The 19,793-nt window shown below is 63.1% G+C and carries 14 protein-coding genes; 10 read left to right on the forward strand and 4 right to left on the reverse strand.

Annotated elements, in window-relative coordinates:
• Positions 1 to 3: 3 nt before the first annotated feature.
• The 5 genes from O148_RS0101780 (at position 4) to O148_RS0101800 (ending at position 6,225) form a co-directional block, all read left to right on the forward strand.
• Positions 4 to 1,542: a leucyl aminopeptidase gene (locus tag O148_RS0101780; protein ID WP_035744444.1), complete on the forward strand. Its 1,539-nt coding sequence runs from the start codon at positions 4 to 6 to the stop codon at positions 1,540 to 1,542.
• Positions 1,543 to 1,891: 349 nt separating this feature from the next.
• Positions 1,892 to 3,277 carry a dihydrolipoyl dehydrogenase gene (lpdA, locus tag O148_RS0101785; RefSeq protein ID WP_026529558.1) on the forward strand — a complete coding sequence of 462 codons (1,386 nt, stop codon included), beginning with the start codon at positions 1,892 to 1,894 and terminating at the stop codon, positions 3,275 to 3,277.
• Positions 3,278 to 3,394: 117 nt separating this feature from the next.
• Positions 3,395 to 5,287 (forward strand): 2-oxoglutarate dehydrogenase, E2 component, dihydrolipoamide succinyltransferase, encoded by a 1,893-nt coding sequence (gene sucB / locus O148_RS0101790; protein ID WP_026529559.1) that lies wholly within the window; start codon positions 3,395 to 3,397, stop codon positions 5,285 to 5,287.
• A 102-nt stretch (positions 5,288 to 5,389) separates the two neighbouring features.
• Positions 5,390 to 5,743: a hypothetical protein gene (locus O148_RS0101795; RefSeq protein WP_026529560.1), complete on the forward strand. Its 354-nt coding sequence runs from the start codon at positions 5,390 to 5,392 to the stop codon at positions 5,741 to 5,743.
• 53 nt (positions 5,744 to 5,796) lie between these two features.
• Positions 5,797 to 6,225, forward strand: coding sequence for an OsmC family protein (locus O148_RS0101800; protein WP_026529561.1), 429 nt, complete (start codon positions 5,797 to 5,799; stop codon positions 6,223 to 6,225).
• Between the two features lie 112 nt (positions 6,226 to 6,337).
• Here O148_RS0101800 and O148_RS0101805 read toward each other — a convergent pair whose 3' ends face one another.
• A complete protein-coding gene (locus O148_RS0101805) occupies positions 6,338 to 8,275 on the reverse strand; it encodes a protein kinase domain-containing protein (RefSeq protein ID WP_169737490.1) in 1,938 nt (645 codons plus the stop codon).
• Between the two features lie 112 nt (positions 8,276 to 8,387).
• Between O148_RS0101805 and lipB the strand changes: the two genes are divergently transcribed.
• The 4 genes from lipB to glnA (O148_RS0101825) all read left to right on the forward strand — a co-directional run bounded on the left by lipB (position 8,388) and on the right by glnA (O148_RS0101825) (position 12,669).
• Entirely contained in the window at positions 8,388 to 9,083 is a 696-nt protein-coding gene (lipB, locus tag O148_RS0101810) for a lipoyl(octanoyl) transferase LipB (RefSeq protein WP_026529563.1), read from the forward strand.
• A complete protein-coding gene (gene lipA, locus O148_RS0101815) occupies positions 9,080 to 10,087 on the forward strand; it encodes a lipoyl synthase (RefSeq protein WP_026529564.1) in 1,008 nt (335 codons plus the stop codon). Before lipB ends, lipA begins: the two co-directional genes overlap by 4 nt.
• Positions 10,088 to 10,170: 83 nt before the next feature.
• Entirely contained in the window at positions 10,171 to 10,923 is a 753-nt protein-coding gene (locus tag O148_RS0101820; protein ID WP_026529565.1) for a DUF4191 domain-containing protein, read from the forward strand.
• Between the two features lie 321 nt (positions 10,924 to 11,244).
• On the forward strand, positions 11,245 to 12,669 hold the full coding sequence (gene glnA / locus O148_RS0101825) for a type I glutamate--ammonia ligase (RefSeq protein WP_026529566.1): 1,425 nt from the start codon (positions 11,245 to 11,247) through the stop codon (positions 12,667 to 12,669).
• A gap of 89 nt (positions 12,670 to 12,758) precedes the next feature.
• On the opposite strand, the gene O148_RS0101830 is transcribed toward glnA (O148_RS0101825), so the two are convergent.
• Both O148_RS0101830 and glnA (O148_RS0101835) read right to left on the reverse strand, forming a co-directional pair.
• Positions 12,759 to 15,794 carry a bifunctional [glutamine synthetase] adenylyltransferase/[glutamine synthetase]-adenylyl-L-tyrosine phosphorylase gene (locus tag O148_RS0101830; RefSeq protein WP_026529567.1) on the reverse strand — a complete coding sequence of 1,012 codons (3,036 nt, stop codon included), beginning with the start codon at positions 15,792 to 15,794 and terminating at the stop codon, positions 12,759 to 12,761.
• Positions 15,795 to 15,797: 3 nt separating this feature from the next.
• Positions 15,798 to 17,138, reverse strand: a complete 1,341-nt coding sequence (glnA, locus tag O148_RS0101835) for a type I glutamate--ammonia ligase (RefSeq protein WP_026529568.1) — start codon at positions 17,136 to 17,138, stop codon at positions 15,798 to 15,800.
• A gap of 123 nt (positions 17,139 to 17,261) precedes the next feature.
• Between glnA (O148_RS0101835) and panB the strand changes: the two genes are divergently transcribed.
• On the forward strand, positions 17,262 to 18,143 hold the full coding sequence (gene panB, locus O148_RS0101840) for a 3-methyl-2-oxobutanoate hydroxymethyltransferase (RefSeq protein WP_026529569.1): 882 nt from the start codon (positions 17,262 to 17,264) through the stop codon (positions 18,141 to 18,143).
• A gap of 100 nt (positions 18,144 to 18,243) precedes the next feature.
• Here the strand turns inward: panB and O148_RS0101845 are convergent, their stop codons facing one another.
• Positions 18,244 to 19,785, reverse strand: coding sequence for an APC family permease (locus tag O148_RS0101845; protein ID WP_026529570.1), 1,542 nt, complete (start codon positions 19,783 to 19,785; stop codon positions 18,244 to 18,246).
• Positions 19,786 to 19,793 lie beyond the last annotated feature (8 nt).

Consider the following 19,793-nt stretch of genomic DNA (forward strand, 5'->3'; position numbering starts at 1 on the left):
GATATGCCAAGCGCTGTGCCCACCATTTCTGCCATTGAAACCAATATTTCCGCCGCCAAGATTGACGCCCTGGTGCTCGCGGTGGCCAAGGGCGAGAACGGGCCGTGGCTTGCCAATGGGCCGCTGGGGCCCAAGGCGATTCAGGCCATCGGAGACTCGCTGGAATTGCTCGGGGTCAGCGGCGAGGCGGACAGTGTGGTGCGCATCCCCGGTGCTCCCGAGCTCGGCGCGCCGGTCATTATCCTGACCGGTTTGGGCGCTCTGGCCGAGGGCGAGAGCCCGGAGCTGGAGACGTTGCGCGCCGCTGCCGGGTCGGTGACCCGGCAGATCAACGGGGTCAAGTCCTTTGCCTTCGGGTTGCCGGCTCCGACCGTCGAGTCCGCCGCGGCGGTGGCCGAGGGCGCGCTACTCGGCGCCTTCCGGTACCAGGGCTACCGGACGCCGAAGAACGACGGCGATGCCTCCTCCCCGGAGGATTACAGCTTTAGTGCCGAACGGCTGGTCATTGTCACGCCCGCCGCCAATGATCGGGCGCTCGCTCCGGCGCTAGAGCGCGCGAGCGTGCTGGCCGAGGCGAGCTGCCTGGCCCGCACCCTGGTGGATCAGGTGCCCAATTTCTTGTACCCGGAGTCCTTCGCCGCGCAGGCGAAAGAGGCCGGAAAGGGTCTGCCGCTCAAGTACACGGTGTGGGATGACAAGAAGCTCGAGCGGGATGGCTTTGGCGGTCTGATCGGCGTGGGCAAGGGCTCGGCGCACGGGCCGCGCCTGGTCAAGATCGAGTACACCCCGGCGAAGGCGAAGGCTCGATTGGCGCTGGTGGGTAAGGGCATCACCTTTGACAGCGGCGGAATCTCGCTGAAGCCCAGCGACGGTATGTGGAATATGAAGTCGGACATGGCCGGGGCGGCGAGCGTTCTCGCGACACTGGTTGCGGTGGCGCGGTTGAAGCTGGATGTGGCCGTGACCGGGTGGTTGTGCTTGGCCGAGAACCTGCCCTCGGGGACCGCGCAAAAGCCGTCCGACGTGCTGAGTGTTTTTGGCGGGAAAACCGTGGAAGTCAAGAACACCGACGCCGAGGGGCGCCTGGTCATGGCGGACGCGCTGGTGGCCGCAAGCATGGAGTCCCCGGACGCGCTGGTCGATATTGCGACGCTGACCGGAGCGCAAATGATTGCGTTGGGCACGCGTACCGCTGGTGTCATGGGTAACAACCCGGAGCTGTGCAGCGAGATTGTGGCCGCTGCCGACCAGGCGGGCGAGCACATGTGGTACATGCCGATGCCGAAGCATTTGCGGGCGAGCCTGAATTCCAAGGTGGCCGACATTTCTAACCACGGTGTGCGTTTTGGCGGGATGATGACCGCCGCCACGTTCTTGAGCGAATTTGTGGGCTCGGTGGGCGCCAAGAGCATCCCTTGGGCGCACATTGACATTGCCGGGCCTTCCTATAACGAGGGTGAAGCGCACGGGTACACCCCGGCGGAGGGCACGGGTTTCGGGACGCGCACCCTGGTGACCTACGTGGAGAACGTTTCCGCGTAAGCGCGCCCAGACTGCGGCGGCTCCGTGTTCTGCGCCGACTGAACTGTGCCACCTGAACTGTGCCGCTCCAATAGTGCCGCCTCAACTATGTAGCGCGAAGTGCCCATGTTTTCGTAAACATGGGCACTTCGCGCTACATAGATGCGGGAACGGGCGTGAGCATGGCCACATCCGAGCCGCGCGCGGAGTAATTGAGTGGAGCTTGGGCGTTCACTAGTTATAAGGTGAAAACCGGAGCGTGCTTTGCGCACATCAGAGTGCTCACGCCGCCCCACACTATTTGTTCGAGACGCCTTGCTGGTCTTTCACGTTGACGGGGCGTCGATCTGATCCGCGAGGGAGCGCTACAGTGGCCGATTCGGCAGCTTCGCAAGAGTTCGATGTATTGATTCTCGGAGGCGGTAGCGGTGGTTACGCTGCTGCACTGCGTGCCGTGCAGGCCGGCCTGAGCGTCGGCCTGATTGAAAAGGATAAGCTCGGCGGCACCTGTCTGCACCGCGGCTGCATCCCCACCAAGGCGTACTTGCACTCGGCAGAAGTGGTGCACGAGATCCAGGACGCCGCAAAGTTCGGCGTCAAAGCCACCCTTGACGGCGTGGACATGCCTGCCGTCAAGGCGTACAAGGACGGCATCGTTTCCGGTAAATTCAAGGGCCTCCAAGGTCTTTTGAAGGCACGCGGCGTGACCGTCATCGACGGCCACGGCAAGCTCGTGGGCCAAGACACCATCGAAGTGGACGGCACCAAGTACAAGGGCAAGAACATTGTGCTGGCAACCGGTTCCTACTCGCGCACGCTCCCCGGTCTGGAAATCGGCGGCAAGGTCATCACCTCAGAAGAGGCTCTCAATATGGAGACCCTCCCGAAGAGCGCGATCATTCTGGGCGGCGGCGTCATCGGCGTGGAGTTCGCATCCGTCTGGTCCAACTTCGGTGTCGATGTGACCATCATCGAGGGTCTGCCCTCCCTGGTTCCCAATGAAGACCCGGCCGTCATTAAGGCGCTGGAGCGGGCCTTTAAGAAGCGCGGCATCAAGTTCAACACCGGAACCTTCTTTGAGTCCGTGGAACAAAACGAAAATGGCGTAACCGTCAAGCTCGCCGATGGCAAGACCTTCGAAGCCGACTTGCTACTGGTAGCCGTGGGCCGCGGCCCCGTGACCGACGGCTTGGGCTACGAGGACCAGGGCATCACCTTGGACCGCGGCTTTGTCATCACCAACGATCGTCTGCACACCGGCGTGGGCAACATTTACGCGGTCGGTGACATTGTTCCTGGTGTGCAGTTGGCGCACCGCGGCTACCAGCAGGGCATTTTCGTCGCCGAAGAAATCCTGGGCCTGAACCCGGTGGTCGTGGAAGACATCAACGTCCCGAAGGTCACCTACACCTCCCCGGAAATCGCTTCGGTGGGCTACAACGAACCAAAGGCCGCCGAAAAGTTTGGCGCCGACAACATCGAAACCTTCGAGTACAACCTCGCTGGAAACGGCAAGAGCTCGATCCTGGGCACCGGCGGGTTCGTCAAGGTCATTCGCGAGAAGGACGGACCCGTGGTCGGTATTCACATGATCGGCGATCGCATGAGCGAACAAATCGGCGAGGCACAACTCGTTGTCAACTGGGAAGCGTACCCGGAGGATGTTGCTCCGCTCCTGCACGCGCACCCCACTCAGAACGAGGCCATGGGCGAAGCATTCATGATGCTCGCCGGGAAGCCCCTCCACGCCATGTAAGTGTCTGGGTGCGTGCGCCACACGGTGCACGCACCCGGTTCACTTTCTTGCCGCACCGCTCGACAATAGAATTCACAACAACTTAAAGATTTTTCACGAAGGAGAAACGGGGACATCATGTCGGAAACCGTTAATTTGCCCGCCCTAGGCGAGAGCGTGACCGAGGGCACCGTGACTCGCTGGCTCAAGCAAGTGGGTGACCAGGTCGAGGTTGACGAGCCGCTGCTCGAAGTCTCGACCGACAAGGTTGACACCGAAATCCCCTCTCCCGTGAGCGGTGTTTTGGAAGAAATCTTGGTTCAAGAAGACGAAACTGCCGACGTGGGAGCCCCGCTCGCACGCATTGGCGACGGATCAGGATCGTCCGATTCCGGCTCCGCCGATGCCGACAATTCGGATGCCGCCGATGACTCGGCGTCTGGCGAGAGCACCGAAGAGAGCGCTCCTGCCGAGGAGCCCGCTCCTGCCGAAGAACCGGCACAGGCTGAGCAGCAAGAGTCGAGCGATTCGAGCGAACCTGCACAAGGCAATGCTGGCGGCAACACCACCGAAGTGACCCTCCCGGCGCTTGGCGAATCCGTCACCGAAGGCACCGTCACCCGCTGGCTCAAGGAAGTCGGCGACGACGTCGAGGTTGACGAACCGCTCCTGGAAGTGTCCACCGATAAGGTCGACACCGAAATCCCGTCTCCGGTGGCCGGAAAGCTTGTCGAAATCAAGGTGGGCGAAGACGAGACGGCCGAGGTTGGTGCCGTGCTCGCCCTGGTAGGCGACGGCAGCGGCTCTAGCGCGTCTGCACCGGCCGGCAACGACCAAGACTCGTCTCAGGACGAGTCCGCAAAGGAAGTTCCTTCCACGGAGGCTCCGGCCCCGGATGAGAAGGAATCCGAGCAGGCCGCTCCCCCGGCACCCGCTCCAGCACCGGAGGCCGAGAAGCCTGCCGCAAAGGAAGAGCCTGCTGCTCGGGAAGAATCAGAGCCGAAAGCCCAGACCCAAGAATCCGCGCAACCGAAGTCCGCATCGGCGGATGCGGGTTCGAACGCGACCGATTTCGGTTACGTGACCCCGATTGTGCGCAAGCTCGCTTCGCAAAAGGGCGTGGATCTGAACTCCCTCACCGGTACCGGAGTTGGCGGACGCATCCGCAAGCAAGATGTGCTCGATGCCGCGGACAAGGCACAGTCGGCCCAGTCGGCGTCGGCTCCTGCCGCACCGGCTTCTTCGGCACCGGCGAACACCGGGTCTGGATCTTCCGCGCCCGCTGCGGCCCCCAAGGTTGTGCCCTCCAAGCTTCGCGGAACGGTGGAGAAGGCTCCGCGCATCCGCCAAGTTATTGCCCGTCGCATGAAGGAGTCCTTGGCCGAGTCCGCGCAGCTGACCCAGGTGCAGGAAGTCGACATGACTCGCGTGGCAAACCTGCGCAAGGCGGCCAAGGGTAGCTTTGAGCAGCAAAACGGTGCGAAGCTCACCTTCTTGCCTTTCATTGCGAAAGCTGTGACCGAGGCGCTGAAGGCACACCCGAAGCTCAACGCGTCCTTTGACGAAGAGGCGAAAGAGATCACTTACCACGATGCCGAGCACCTGGCCATCGCGGTAGACACCGAAAAGGGCCTGCTGGTTCCGGTCATCAATGATGCCGGGATGCTCAACCTGGCCGGACTGGCGCAGAAGATCGCCGACGTCGCCTCCCGTACCCGCAACAACCAGTTGGGGCCGGATGAGTTGACCGGCGGCACCTTCACCATCACCAACATCGGTAGCGTGGGCGCGCTCTTCGACACCCCGATCATCAACCAGCCCCAAGTCGCGATCTTGGGCACCGGCGCGATCGTGAAGCGCCCGGTTGTGGTCACGGTCGATGGCGAAGACACCATTGCGATCCGCCAGATGATGTACCTCTCGCTCACCTACGATCACCGACTGGTGGACGGCGCGGATGCCGGTCGTTTCTTGCAGACCGTCAAGCAGCGCCTCGAGCAGGGAGCTTTCGACGCGGACCTCGGCCTCTAGAGCCGCGGAACGCTTAGACTCCTAAAAAATGGAGCGGACTCGCAGGTCGGGTTCGCTCCATTTTAGTTTCTTGGGCGCCGGGCATCGCACTAGAGTGGAACTATGCAAACCGTTGTAGGAATCCTCGTCTTTATTCATATTCTCTGCGCCGCCGTGATTGTGGGCTATTGGATCGCCAACATTAAGAAGCCCACCGTGGTGCCCGGTCAGTTTCACGCCTCGCTCGGCGCGATTGTGGCCGGCCTCGCGATCGTCGGTATCACCGAAATGGCAGATCTCGGTGAGGTCAACAACGCGAAGATCGCGGTAAAGCTGATTGTCGGCATCGCAGTAGCCGTGGCCGCATTCCTCGGCCAGCGTTCGGTCAAGAAGACGGGTTCCGTCTCTGCGGCTCTCGCGAATAGTGTCGGCATTTTGGCGATTCTCAATATCGCCGTTGCGACCATTTGGCGTTAAAGTCTCGTCTCACGCTCCCCGCGTGCGGACTCAACACTAGTTAGGGAGAAGAAATGGCAACTGTACGTAAAGCACACACCCAGTGGAACGGCGGATTGGCCGACGGCAACGGCGAAGTCAGCCTCGACAGTTCCGGTGTTGGCACTTTTGACGTGACCTGGAAGGCTCGCAGCGAATCTGCCGAAGGTAAAACCAGCCCCGAAGAGCTGATCGCCGCGGCGCACTCGGCCTGTTTCTCGATGGCGCTCAGCCATGCTCTTGGCGAGGCCGGAAAGACGCCGGAATCCATCGAAACCACCGCCGAGGTCGACTTCACCCCCGGCACCGGAATCACCACCTCCGCATTGACGACGAAAGTCCGCGTCCCGGATCTCAGCGATGAGGAGTTCCAGCGCATCGCCGAGGAAGCGAAAAAGGGCTGCCCGGTTTCGCAGGCGCTCGCCGGTATCAACATCACCCTGGATGCGACTCTGGAGAACTAGCGCGGGCTAGCTCACGGTTCTCACCTCGGGATCCGTCACGGTTGGACTCATCTGCACGAAATTCCACGCGAATTAGTTGCAGATGAGTCCAACGGCGTTTAACGCTCTCGCTTCATTCGGCGCCGGACACCGATTCGATGCGCCATTGCCCGCCCGCGGCGCTCAGAGTCACGGTGACGCTTTGGCTCGAGGCCGCCTTGGCAACCGTCCGCCCCGCACCGACAACCTGATACGGCGACGCCTTAAGGACCGTCGCTATGACCGCACGGTTTGCGCTCTGCTCGATCACTCGCGCCTCGGCGATGGAGAGTTCGAGTCCCTGATAGCGCAGGCCAGCGGTGGCAAGTTGCTCAATCGTGGCGCGGTCTTGATCCATGGCGGTGGAACCCATCACATTGATCGCGTCCAGGGCCGGTACGCTTCGCGCCGCCAAAGCGTCCTGGCGTTTCGCCACCAGGTCCCTGAGCACGGCAACCGGGTCGGGATCACTCCCCGGGCCGCCAACTGTAGGCCCGGAGCCGGGGTCACCCGAGGACTTGGGCTGCGGTGCCGCCGTGGTAGTCGGCGTAGGCTCGGCCGAGGCGAGGGTTGTGGTGGCCGCCGTCGCGGCCGAACTGGGCGCACCCATGACGCTACCCACTTTGGCCGCAATGGCGGGTCCAAGGACCAACCCCAAAATCGCGAGCACGGCGAGACTGAGCCCGGCGGCGGTGAATTTCATCCACCGTTGCCCGCTCGCCGGTTGTGCCTGCGCCTGGGCAATGCGCCGTTCCAGAGAGCCGCGCGTGCTTCCAGTTCCGGAATGCGCATCCGGCGAGTGCAACAGCTCCATGTCTGTGGCACGGGGATCCGCACGGTGCGCACGGACGGACGGTTTTGCGGTACCGGCCGTTGCCATCAGCCCCACTCGCGAATGCACCGAACGCACCGCGGACCGAAACGATGTGCCCAGCCGAGTACGCAGACACGAAAGCATCCCCTGCCGTTCCTCTCGAATAGGTTCGGCCCGCCGGGTGAGCAGGAGCGGCAGGTCGGAGGCGTGCGCGCTCAGCGTCACGTCCACCGGCATCGGTTGATGGGATCGGTACAGTTCTTGGGCAAAGTCCCGCGCGCTCGGGCGCAGCGCGGGATCTTCCGCTAGTGCCGCCTCCACCATTGACACCAAATCTGGATTGACCTCCGGAAGCATAACGGTGAGCGGCGTCCGCCCCGATTCGGGACCTGGCACCTCACCTGTGAGCATGAACCAGACGAGAGCCCCCAGCGAGTACACGTCGGAAGTCGAAGTTCCCACCTGTGCGCCCGATGCCATGAACGGGTCAGCGAAGCCGGGTGTGCCCCACACAGTCTTTCCGGCTTGAGCAAAAACGTGGGCGAAGCCGAAATCGGAGAGAAGCGGGCGCCCCTCGGCGTCAAAGAGGACGTTAGACGGGGAAATATCGCGGTGAGACACTCCCGCCTGGTGCAAAAAGTCCACTGCCCGCGCCACACCGACGGCAACCGTCACTGCTTGGCCCACCGGTAAGGGGCCGGTCGCCGAGATCATCTGCAACAGTGAACCGCCGGCCCCGTACTCCATTACATATCCTCGGCCGTGCGAGGTCTCGGCCGTGCCGAGATACTTCACTAGGTTCTCGTGGCGGAATCGGGAAAGAATATACTCTTCCTGAGCTCGCGCGGAGACCACTTCCGCCGGGGCCAAGTTCGGCGCACCACCCTCGAGTTCGGACAGATTTCGATCCCGATCACCCTGGGTCTCCTGTGCACGCCGCTCACGCCGGGTCAGTGGAGCCGGCACAACGCCTGACCCGGGTTCGGTTCCGGCCAGGTGCTTGGTCAAAGGCTCGTTGTGCGGTTCCCCGGACAAGGGTTCGTCACCCCCGCGCGGAATCTTGAGCGCTACGAGGCTCTCGGACCCTAACGGTTCAAAAAGCGCGTCCTCACGGCGAGCCAACCACACCACCGCGCTCGCGCCCTGGCCGATCTTCCGCTGAACCACAAAACCGGTGAGCTGTGGCACCCTGGCGGGCAACGCCGTCGTACTCTGCACATCCATGCCTTAACAGATACGCGCATTTCACCTTTCCCGCAGAAGTTATCCACAGGCTGTGGTGTGCGTCACGGAATGCGGAGATGCGGCGCGCGGCGAGTAGGCTTGCTTTATGGCGTTTCGGTACCTTGACGTTGGTTTCGATCCGGACTTTGTTCCGTATCTGGACGGCTTAGATTTGCAAGAGCGCACCCACGCTGCGGTGGTTGCGGACCAAAAGCCCAACACGATCCTGATGTTGGAGCATGAGAGCGTATACACCGCGGGGCGTCGCACCAAGGATGAGGATCGGCCCACCGATGGCGCGCCGGTTGTCGATATCGATCGCGGCGGCGAAATCACCTGGCACGGCCCTGGGCAACTGGTCGCGTACCCGATTGTGAAGCTGCGTAACAAGGCCGCGGTCAGCGACTTTGTGCAGGCGCTTGAGGACGCCATTATTCGAGTGCTCGCCGAATACGGCATCACCACGACCGTGATTGAGGGCCGCCCCGGTGTATGGGTACCCGGCGACGCATTGCAGGCGCCGCGCAAGATCGCCGCAATCGGGTTGCGCATCCATTTGGGCGTCGCGAAGCACGGCGTGGCCATCAACTGCAATAACTCTTTCGATGCCTTCGCCAAGATCGTGCCGTGCGGCATTTCCGATGCTGGCGTCACCAGCATTCAGGCCGAAACCGGTCAAGACGTGAGCCCCGCCGAGCTCGCCGTGCGGCTCAAGCAAGAATTTGACCGCCTGGAGCCGCGCATCGCGGCGATGGGCGCACCAGCAGCAACGAACCCCACGTTTGAAGGAGCACATCAGTGAGCACCCAGCCCGAAGGCCGCCGTCTGCTACGCATCGAGGCGCGTAACGCTGAAACACCGGTGGAACGCAAACCCGACTGGATGAAATCCAAGGTCAATATGGGCCAGGAGTTCATCGATCTGAAGAAGGTCGTGAACCGCGAGGGTCTGACCACGGTGTGCCAGGAGGCCGGTTGCCCCAACATCTTCGAGTGCTGGGAGGACAAGGAAGCGACGTTCCTGATCGGCGGTTCGCAATGTACTCGCCGGTGCGACTTCTGCCAGATCGACACCGGCAAACCCTCCCCGCTGGACCGTCTGGAGCCGCTCAAGGTTGCCGAATCCGTGCGCACCATGGGCTTGCGCTACGCGACCGTGACCGGCGTGGCCCGCGATGACCTCGAGGACGAGGGCGTCTGGCTCTACGCCGAAACGATCCGCAAAATCCACGAATTGAACCCGGGCACGGGTGTGGAAATCCTCATCCCGGACTTCTCCGGAAACCCGGACCTCATCAAGGCCATCACCGACGCCGAGCCCGAGGTGTTTGCGCACAACGTGGAAACCGTGCCCCGCATCTTCAAGCGCATCCGGCCCGCCTTCCGCTACGAGCGTTCGATGGATGTCATCACTCAGGGCCGCGACGCCGGCATGGTCACCAAGTCCAACCTGATTCTCGGCATGGGCGAAACCCGCGAAGAAATCTCCGAAGCCATGCGCGACCTCTTCGACGCCGGTTGCGACCTGTTGACCATCACCCAATACTTGCGGCCCTCCGAGCGGCACCACCCGGTGGAACGGTGGGTGCGTCCCGAAGAGTTTGTCGAGTTGCGCGATGAAGCCGAGGAAATCGGTTTCCTAGGTGTCATGAGCGGGCCGCTGGTGCGCTCGAGCTACCGCGCCGGCAAGCTGTGGGCCACCGCGATGCGCAAGAAGGGGCTGGAGCTTCCCGCGGAGCTGGCGCACCTGGGTGAGGGCGGTGCGGCGCGCCAGGAGGCCGATGCCGTGCTTGCCCGCGCGAATTAGCCAGTAGCGAGGCAAGCGCCTCGCAGCCATGAGCCGCGGCGCGGGAACGGGGCGCTGTGAAACTCCCGTAGAATGGGAGCATCATGGCTGACTCCACTGAAGAAAATACCCAAGAACGTCGCGGCCTTTTCCGCCGCAAGCCCAAGAACACCAATCCGAACAAGGAACCGGGCCGCCTAAAACAAATGGGCCAAGTGTTCCAGATGACGCGGAAGTACGATTCCACGCTCATTTGGTGGATGCTTCTCGCCTTCCTCGGCACCATCCTGGTGGGCCTCGTGATTGGGTTCCTGCTGGGCGGACTGACCTGGATCACGATGCTCCTGATCGCGATCCCGCTGGGTTTGCTGCTCGCCATGATCGTGCTCTCGCGCAAGGCCGAACGGGCCGCATTTGCCAATATTGAGGGCAAGCCCGGTGCCGCCGGTGCCGCGCTCGGTACGTTGCGCCGCGGTTGGATCGTCGAGGAACAACCGGTTGCGGTCAGCCCGCGCACCCAGGACGTCGTTTTTCGGGCGATTGGCCGCCCCGGCATTGTGCTGGTCACCGAGGGGCCGCGCGGCCGAGTCCGCCCGCTGGTGAACGCGGAAACGAAAAAGGTCAACCGTGTGGCGCCGAACGTGCCGGTGCACGTCATCGAGACAGGTCGCGGCGAAGGCCAGACCGAGTTGCGCAACGTCACGCGCGACATGAAAAAACTCCCCAAAACGCTGACCAAGGCAGAGGTGCATGTGGTCAACAAGCGCCTCGCCTCGCTCGCCGGCGGCATGGGCATTCCCAAGGGCGTCGACCCGTTCAAAGCCCGCCCGGACCGCAAGGCGATGCGCGGACGCTAAACGTTCCCTCTCGTTTCGCATCCCCGTACCGCATTTTGAGAGCCGCATACGGCTCAATTTTTGCGGTAGAGGGATGCGAAACGAGGTGCAAGGCGAGATGCGCGACGGCGAGCCAAGACGTGAAGTCTTGGCTCGCCGTCGTTCTTCTTCCGCACCTGGGCGAACCCGGACGCGTAACACGCCGGAAACAATAGCGACACAGCCGCGAAATTGCGCCTTCCTAGGATGGGAACAACGCTGGCACCGAAACTTGGCCGAAACGATTTTCGATAGAGTGAAAGAACCGGCGCAATCCCAAAGACTCGTAAGGAGCCCTAGCCGATGTTCAAAAATGCGGACGAAGTTCTCAAATTTATCAAGGACGAAGAGGTCGTCTTCGTCGACGTCCGGTTCACCGACCTGCCCGGCGTGCAACAGCACTTCAACGTTCCAGCCAAGACCGTGGACAAGGACTTTTTTGAGAACGGCCAGCTGTTTGACGGCTCCTCGATTCGCGGATTCCAAGGCATCCATGAATCCGATATGCAGCTCATCCCGGACCCCACCAGCGCTTTCCTGGACACGTTCCGCGTCGAGAAGACCCTCGCGATGAACTTCTCCATTGTGAACCCGCGCACCGGCGAGTCCTATGGTCGTGACCCGCGCTCGGTGGCAGAGCGCGCCGAACAGTACCTCGCCTCCGCCGGCATTGCCGATACCGCGTTCTTCGCACCCGAAGCCGAGTTCTACCTCTTCGACAACGTGCAGTACCAGTCCAGCCCGGAAAGCTCCTTTTACAAGGTGGACTCGATCGAAGCCCCGTGGAACACCGGCAAGAAGGAAGAGGGCGGTAACCTCGGGTACAAGACGCCGTTCAAGGGCGGCTACTTCCCCGTGGCGCCGCAAGACCACCAAGCCGATATCCGTGACGCGATCTGTGTTGCCTTGGATGAGGCCGGGCTCGAGGTCGAGCGCAGCCACCACGAGGTCGGCGCCGCGGGCCAGGCCGAGATCAACTATAAGTTTGACACCATGGTGCACGCTGCCGATGACTTGCAGAAGTTCAAGTACATCGTGAAGAACACCGCGTTCGCGTACGGTCTGTCCGCCACCTTCATGCCGAAACCAATTTTCGGCGACAACGGTTCGGGTATGCACTGCCACCAGAGCCTGTGGAACGGCGGCGAGCCGCTGTTCTATGACGAGAAGGGCTACGCCGGGCTCTCCGACATTGCCCGCTGGTACATTGGCGGTCTGCTCAAGCACGCCTCCGCGGTGCTGGCCTTCACCAATCCGACCGTCAACTCCTACCGCCGCCTGGTCAAGGGGTTCGAGGCACCGGTGAACATGGTCTACTCGCAGGGCAACCGCTCCGCCGGCATCCGCATCCCGATCACCGGTTCCAACCCGAAGGCCAAGCGCATCGAGTTCCGCGCACCGGACCCCTCGTCCAACCCGTACCTCGCCTTCGCCGCGCAGCTGATGGCGGGCCTCGACGGCATCAAGAACCGCATCGAGCCGCACGAGCCGGTCGATAAGGACCTCTACGAGTTGCCACCGGAGGAAGCGAAGGACATTCCCAAGGCGCCGGGTTCGCTCGAGGAAGCACTGGACGCGCTCGAGGCGGACAACGAGTTCCTGCAGGCCGGCGGCGTGTTCACCCAGGACCTGATCGACGCGTGGATCACCTACAAGCGCGAGAACGAGATCGCGCCGCTGGCCGCACGCCCGAACCCGTACGAGTTTGAGCTGTACTACGGGGTGTAGCCTGCAACTTCCGTGAGCGTTAACCTCCGTTGGCGCTCACAGAGAAACTTCCGTGAGCGTTAGCCCGAGTTAACGCTCACGGAAGTTTTTTAACCCGGATAAAAGTACTTCTCGAACGCGCCGCGCGCCTGCCGTGTGGCGCGCAAATAGTCTTCCTCGAGCTCGGCCGCACTCCCGGCCGGGTACCCGCACCACCGCGCGAGCGCCTCCAGATCACGGCGGCTGTCTGGCAAACTATCGTTCGCCTTCCCCGTCCACACCACGGTCCCGGAGCGCAGCCTGGAAGCCAATAACCAGGCATCGCGGAGTACGACGGCGTCCGGCTGGCTCACCAGCCCCAGCTCACCGAGTGCCGCGAGGGTGGCGAGCGTGGACGTCTGCTTCAACTCCGGGTGCCGATGGGCATGTTCCAGCTGCAAGAGCTGCACAAGCCACTCGACATCGCTCAACCCGCCGCGGCCCAGTTTGAGATGCCGCTTGGGGTCTTTTCCACGAGGCAGCCGCTCGGATTCCACCCGCGCCTTTATGCGCACGATCTCCAGGCGGTCCTTTTTGCTCAAGTCTTCGGGATAGCGCACCGGGTCAATGAGCTCGATAAATTTGCCGGCGAGTTCGTCCGAACCCGCGATCGGCCGGGCCCGCAGGAGTGCTTGCGCCTCCCAAATGTCGCTCCAGCGTTCGTAATACTCCCGGTAGGAGTCCAGCGTGCGCACCTTGGCACCGTTCTTGCCTTCGGGCCGCAAGTCCAAATCAAGGGACAGCGGTCGCTCGGCAACTATGGCAGGCTTACAGGGCTGTTGCAGCAGGGACGAAACCAGGGCGACGATCTTTTCCGCCTGCGCGGTGGCCCGTTCGTCATCGGCCCGTTCGCCATCGGCACCGGCGCGAGGCTGGTGCACATAGATGACGTCGGCGTCACTCCCGTAGCCGATCTCGCGGCCGCCTTGGCGGCCCATCGCCACGACGAGCACGTCCGTCACGAGCTCTTCGTCCGCGGCGATGCTGCGCTCGGCGACCATGAGCGCCCCGAGGATGGCGGCGCGGTCGGCGTCGGAGAGCGCCAGGCCGACCTCTTGCTGGCCGATCAGCCCGAGAGCGTCGGCGAGCGCGGTGCGCAGAATTTCGCGTTGGCGTATCTGCCGGATGAGCCGCATCGCGTTTTCGCCCTTGCGGTGCCGGGACATCTTGGACTGAATCTCTTTCCACTGCGATTCGAACGGCACCGGCACAAGCTCCTTGCCGTTGCCCAGCCACGCGACCGCTTCGGCGTTGGCCTCCAGCATGTCTGGAATCATCGAGCCGGTGGACAGGACGCGGCACAAATTTTCCGCCGCGCCGGGCGAATCCCGCAGCATACCCAAGTACCAGGGCGATTCGCGCAGTGTTTCACTCAAACGCCGGAACGCGAGGAGCCCGTGATCGGGGTCCACACCCTCGGCGAAGTAGCCGAGCATGGCCGGTAGCAACTGGCGCCGGATCGCCGCCGAGCGCGAGACCCCCTTGGTGAGCGCCTCGATGTGCCGTAAGGCGCCGGCCGGATCGACAAATCCGAGCGCGGCGAGCCGTGCCTTGGCCGCGTCCGGGCTGAGCTTGACCTCGTCCTCGCTCAGGTTCGCTGCGGCGGCCAAGAGCGGGCGGTAGAAAATGTTCTCATGCAGGGCACGCACCCTCCTGCGCACCTCCTGCCACTTGGCCACCAGCGCCTCCGCGTTCGCACCCTTGCCCAGCGTGGGCCCCAAGATGCCGCGAGAGAGAGCACGGCGTTGATATTCGTGCGCGGGCATCAGGTGGGTGCGGCGCATGTGCTCCAATTGGATGCGGTGCTCCAGCGTGCGCAAGAACGCGTAGGATTCGCGAAGCTGCGCGGCGTCCTCGCGACCGATATATCCGCCGTCGCTGAGCCTGCCGAGCGCGTCCATCGTGTTGCGCACGCGCAAGGATTCGTCCACCCGCCCGTGCACCAGTTGCAAGAGCTGCACCGTGAACTCAACATCGCGCAGCCCCCCGGAGCCGAGTTTGATTTGCCGATCGCGTTCGACCTCCGGAATGTTCTCGGACACCCGGGCACGCATTTTTTGCACCGATTCGACGAACCCATCGCGGCTCGACGAGCTCCAGATAAGAGGAGACATGGCGGCCTCATATCGCGCCCCGAGTTCCCTGTCCCCGGCGATCGCGCGGGCCTTCAAGAGCGCTTGGAATTCCCAGTCCTTGGCCCAGCGTTCGTAGTACGCCACGTGAGAATCCAGCGTGCGCACGAGCGGCCCGTCCTTACCCTCCGGACGCAAATTGGGGTCCACCTCCCACAGTCCCGGTTCGCTCGCGGGAGCCGAAATGACACGGGAAATGCCCCGCGCAAGCGCGGTTCCGATCTTGTGCGCGGTATCCGGATCGACCTCGCCCTCATCCAGAACATAGATGACGTCAACATCGGAAATATAGTTGAGCTCTTCGGCCCCGGTCTTACCCATCGCGATGACGGCGAGGGACACCCCGTCTACGTCCGCCGCCTCGAAATGCTCTTTCGCTTCCGCCGCGGACACCACCAGCGCCGCGTCCAGTGCCGCACCCGCCAGATCCGCCAGTTCACCGGACACGTCCGGGAATGTCGCGGTCGGCTCGGCGGCCGTGACGTCCCTGACGGCGATGCGCGTCAGTTCGCGCCGGTAGGCCACTCGCAGCGCACGGTACGCCTCGACCCCGGCCATCACCGACGGAGCAGAACCGGACTCCCCGCCCGTGACGGCACCGACCAAACTCTCCCGCAACTGCTCGGCGCTACGGCGGCCAAGCGGCTCGCTCGCCTCCACCGCGGTCAACGTGGAGGCGTCCCGCAGGGCATATTCGGCGAGCGCCTCGGAAGCGCCAAGCGCGCGAAAAAGTCTTGGCGCGCCGTCGTGCTTCTCGGTACCAACGATCTCGGCTGTGAGGCGACGGACCAGCGGAACCGCGTCCCACAAGTGCACCAGCGACACGAGCGCCATATCCGGGTTTGCGGCCACCGAAAGGGTGCCGACCAGCCGCTCGACGTCCAGGCCCTCGAGTTCGGGCGCAGCGAGGAAGCGTTGGCTCTTGTCCAGATCCGTGAAGCCGCTGGCGATCAACTGCCGGGTGAGGCTGGCCATGGGTTAAAGGATGGAGAGGTTGCGCTGCAGTTCGAAGAGGGTGACGTGTTGGCGGTATTCGCCCCATTCGTGGCGTTTGTTGCGCAGGAAGTTGTTGAAGACCTGTTCGCCCAAGATTTCGGCCATGAATTCGGATTCCTCCATCACGCCGATCGCGTCATACAGCGAGCTCGGGAGTGGCTTGAGACCCATGGCGCGGCGTTCGGCGCCGGTGAGCGACCAGACGTCATCCTCGGTGTCCGGCGGCAGATCGTAGCCCTCGCGGATGCCTTTGAGCCCGGCGCCCAGGAGCACGGCGTAGGCCAGGTACGGGTTCGCCGCGGAGTCGATGCCGCGGTATTCCACGCGCGCGGACTGGCCCTTGTTCGGTTTGTAGAGCGGGACGCGCACCAGTGCGGAGCGGTTGTTATGGCCCCAGGAGATGTAGCTCGGGGCCTCGCCGCCGCCCCACAGTCGCTTGTAGGAATTGACGAACTGGTTGGTGATGGCCGTGAACTCGGGGGCGTGCGTCAGGATCCCAGCGATGAACTGGCGGGCGGTTGCCGAGAGCTGGTATTCGGCTCCGGCCTCGAAGAACGCGTTGGAATCACCCTCGAAGAGCGAAAAGTGGGTGTGCATGCCCGAGCCCGGGAAGTCGGTGAAGGGCTTGGGCATGAACGTCGCGTAGGTGTCCTGCATGAGCGCGACCTCTTTAATGACCGTGCGGAAGGTCATGATGTTGTCCGCGGTTTGCAGGGCGTCCGCGTAGCGCAGGTCGATCTCGTTTTGGCCCGGTCCTGCCTCGTGGTGGCTGAATTCCACCGAAATACCGACCGACTCCAGCATGGCGACCGCCGTGCGGCGAAAGTCCTGCGCCACGCCGCCGGGGACATGGTCGAAATAGCCGGCGTGATCCACCGGGACTGGCTGCCCGGCGGCATCGACCTGATCCGATTTGAGCAGGTAAAACTCGATTTCCGGGTGCGTGTAGCAGGTGAATCCCATGTCTGCGGCTTGGGAGAGGACCCGCTTCAAGACATTGCGCGGGTCCGCGGCGGAGGGCTCTCCGTCCGGGGTGAGCACGTCGCAAAACATGCGCGAGGTCTGCTCGCGTTCGCCGCGCCAGGGCAGGATTTGGAAGGTGGACGGGTCCGGCTGCACGAGCATGTCGGATTCGTAGACGCGCGCGAGCCCCTCAATGGAGGAGCCGTCAAAGCCGAGACCCTCTTCAAAGGCGCCCTCAACCTCGGCCGGGGCGAGCGCCACCGATTTCAGCGAGCCGATGACATCGGTGAACCACAGTCGCACGAAGCGTACATCGCGCTCTTCAATGGTGCGCAACACAAATTCTTGCTGCCGGTCCATGGGCACCCCTCGCTCTCAATGGTGGGACGAAAACATGAGTCTGCTTTAGCCTACCGGCTCGGGGGCGCCGGGGGCGTTTGGCGCCTTGAGTGCGTCGCGGCGTTAAGGATTAGGGTTAAACGTATGAGCACCCCAGAGTCGAACTCCCCCGAATCCGCTGCGCCCTATGGCGGCGGCACCGCGCAACAGGTTCCGTTGGCGGACCGTCCGCGCGTACGGATATCCCACTTGCAGGCGGCCAAGGATGCCGGCGAGCACTTTGCCATGTTGACCTCGTATGACACCTTGACGGCACAAATTTTCGATGAGGCCGGCGTGGAGGTGCTCCTGGTTGGCGACTCGGCGGGCAATAACGTCCTCGGCTTCTCCACCACGCTCCCGGTCACGATGGAGGAGATGATTCTCTTCACCCGGGCCGTTACGAGCGGGGCCACAAAGGCGCTGGTCATTGCCGATCTGCCATTTGGCAGCTATGAGGAGTCCCCCGAGCAGGCGGTCCGCGCCGGGGTCCGGCTCATGAAAGAGGGCGGCGCGCACGCGGTCAAAATGGAGGGCGGCGCGCATTTTGTCCCGCACGTTGAGGCGATGGTTGCCGCCGGGGTCCCGGTCATGGCGCACATTGGGTTCACTCCGCAGTCCGAGCACGCGTTGGGCGGCTATAAGGTCCAGGGTCGCGGGGACGCGGCACAGAAAATCAAGGACGACGCCGATGCGCTGGCCCGGGCGGGCGCCTTCAGCGTGCTGATGGAAATGGTGCCGTCCCCGGTTGCGGCCGAGGTGGACCGTTTAGTTTCCGTGCCCACCGTGGGCATTGGCGCCGGCGCCTCCACGACCGGTCAAGTGCTCGTCTGGCAGGATATGGCCGGCATGCGCGCCGGGCGGATGCCGAAGTTCGTCAAGCAGTACGCCCAGTTGCGAGAGGATCTGCTCCGCGCGGCCGGCGATTATGCCCGGGACGTGCGTCAAGGCTCTTTCCCGGACGCCGACCACGAATTCCAGAATTAGTCCCGTGGGGTGAGGGACGACGGCGGTGCCTCGCCTCCTTAAGGCAACGCACCGCCGTCGTGCTTCAGTGGGAGAGCCCTGTCCAACGCGAGAAGCGTGGTCAGCGGGCGCGGGCGAGGGTCTTGCCCTGGAAGTACGCCGGGTGGCGCCAGCGGGTGTATAGCATGAACACGATGCCGAGCCCCAAGACCGCCATGCCGAGGATGAAGACCATACCCACTCCCCCGATCTCACTGCCCGAACCGTAGGACGGGTCCATCGAGTCGATCGCGGTTTTGATAAACATGACGATCAGAATGATCCCGCCGAGAAGCGGCGCCATGAATCGGAAGAAGAAATTGCGAGGCGAGGCCGTCCAGTCGCGGCGGAAGTACCAGACGCACGCCAGGGCAGTAACCCCGTAGTAGAAGCAGATCATCATTCCGAGCGCCGTGATGGTGTCCCAGAGCGCGTTTTCGGAGAGCAAGCGAGTGACCACGTAAAAGGCGGCGGCGGCGATTCCGGCAACAACCGTGGCACGGCTGGGTGAAAGGTAGCGCGGGCTGACGTTCCCGAGGCTTGGCGGCAGCGCCTTGTAGTGTCCCATCGCTAACAGGGTGCGGGCCGGCGACACAAAGGTGGATTGCAGTGACGCGGCGGAGCTGGAGAGCACCGCGAGGGACATCAGAATCGCGAACGGCCCCATGACCGGACCGGCGAGCACCGCGAAAATGCTTTCTTGATTCTCCGGGTTGCCCGCGCCGAGCCCCTCTTCGCCCACACCGGCGTAAGTGATGACGGCGAGCGACACCACGATGTAGACAGCCATGATCACGAGGACCGTGATGGTGGCGGCGCGGCCGGGAATCTTGTCAGGGTCTTTTGTTTCTTCGTTCATCGTCAGGGTCACGTCCCAGCCCCAGAAAATAAAGATTGAGAGCGAGACGCCGGCGGCAAAGGCGGCAAACGAGCCGACTGCAAAGGGATTGAACCATTCGGGGCTGATCGGGGTAAAGTCGAAAGCTGTACCTGCGGCCGCATGGGAGAACGCGGCCACTGCGAACCAGCCGAGGACCACCAGCTGAAACGCCACCAACACGTACTGCACGGCCTTGGTCGTTTGAATGCCGCGATAGGATATCCAACACGCGAGCGCAATAAACACCAGGGTGGTCGCGATATTGACCGGAAGGTTTGCGGCAAGGTCGGCCAGGGCCGGATTGCCGAACACTTGGGCGAGCATGATGTAGAAGAAATCGACGGCGACCGCGGCCAAATTGGACAGCACAATGATGGTCGCCGCCACCAAACCCCAGCCGCCCATCCACCCGATCCACGGCCCAAACGCCCGGGTCGCCCAGGTGAACGACGTACCAGAATCGGGCATGGCATTGTTGAGCTCTCGGTACCCCAGGGCCACGAGCAACATCGGGATGAACCCGACCAAGAAAATTGCCGGAAGCTGCGTGCCAACTTGCGCCACCGTGGGCCCGAGCGCCGCCGTGAGCGTATACGCCGGGGCGATACAGGAGATGCCGATAAAGACCGCTCCGAGCAGTCCTACCGCACCTGGTTTGAGGCCCTTCGCACTGAGTTCGCCTGTCTCTTGGGTGCCGGTGGACGGTTTTCGCGGCGTTTGGGTGGTGACGTCATTGTCGCTCATGGGGGTGA

The sequence above is a fragment of the Haematomicrobium sanguinis DSM 21259 genome, from assembly GCF_000688395.1.
In the GTDB taxonomy this organism is placed as follows: domain Bacteria; phylum Actinomycetota; class Actinomycetes; order Actinomycetales; family Micrococcaceae; genus Haematomicrobium; species Haematomicrobium sanguinis.

What these genes read in the sequence shown, in the direction of transcription:
- O148_RS0101820 (WP_026529565.1), top strand. Translation starts at nt 10,171, where the DNA reads ATGGCTGACTCCACTGAAGAAAATACCCAAGAACGTCGCGGCCTTTTC.
- glnA (WP_026529566.1), top strand. Translation starts at nt 11,245, where the DNA reads ATGTTCAAAAATGCGGACGAAGTTCTCAAATTTATCAAGGACGAAGAG.
- lipB (WP_026529563.1), top strand. Translation starts at nt 8,388, where the DNA reads ATGGCGTTTCGGTACCTTGACGTTGGTTTCGATCCGGACTTTGTTCCG.
- O148_RS0101800 (WP_026529561.1), top strand. Translation starts at nt 5,797, where the DNA reads ATGGCAACTGTACGTAAAGCACACACCCAGTGGAACGGCGGATTGGCC.
- O148_RS0101845 (WP_026529570.1), bottom strand. Translation starts at nt 19,785, where the DNA reads ATGAGCGACAATGACGTCACCACCCAAACGCCGCGAAAACCGTCCACC.
- O148_RS0101780 (WP_035744444.1), top strand. Translation starts at nt 4, where the DNA reads ATGCCAAGCGCTGTGCCCACCATTTCTGCCATTGAAACCAATATTTCC.
- panB (WP_026529569.1), top strand. Translation starts at nt 17,262, where the DNA reads ATGAGCACCCCAGAGTCGAACTCCCCCGAATCCGCTGCGCCCTATGGC.
- glnA (WP_026529568.1), bottom strand. Translation starts at nt 17,138, where the DNA reads ATGGACCGGCAGCAAGAATTTGTGTTGCGCACCATTGAAGAGCGCGAT.
- O148_RS0101795 (WP_026529560.1), top strand. Translation starts at nt 5,390, where the DNA reads ATGCAAACCGTTGTAGGAATCCTCGTCTTTATTCATATTCTCTGCGCC.
- O148_RS0101830 (WP_026529567.1), bottom strand. Translation starts at nt 15,794, where the DNA reads ATGGCCAGCCTCACCCGGCAGTTGATCGCCAGCGGCTTCACGGATCTG.
- sucB (WP_026529559.1), top strand. Translation starts at nt 3,395, where the DNA reads ATGTCGGAAACCGTTAATTTGCCCGCCCTAGGCGAGAGCGTGACCGAG.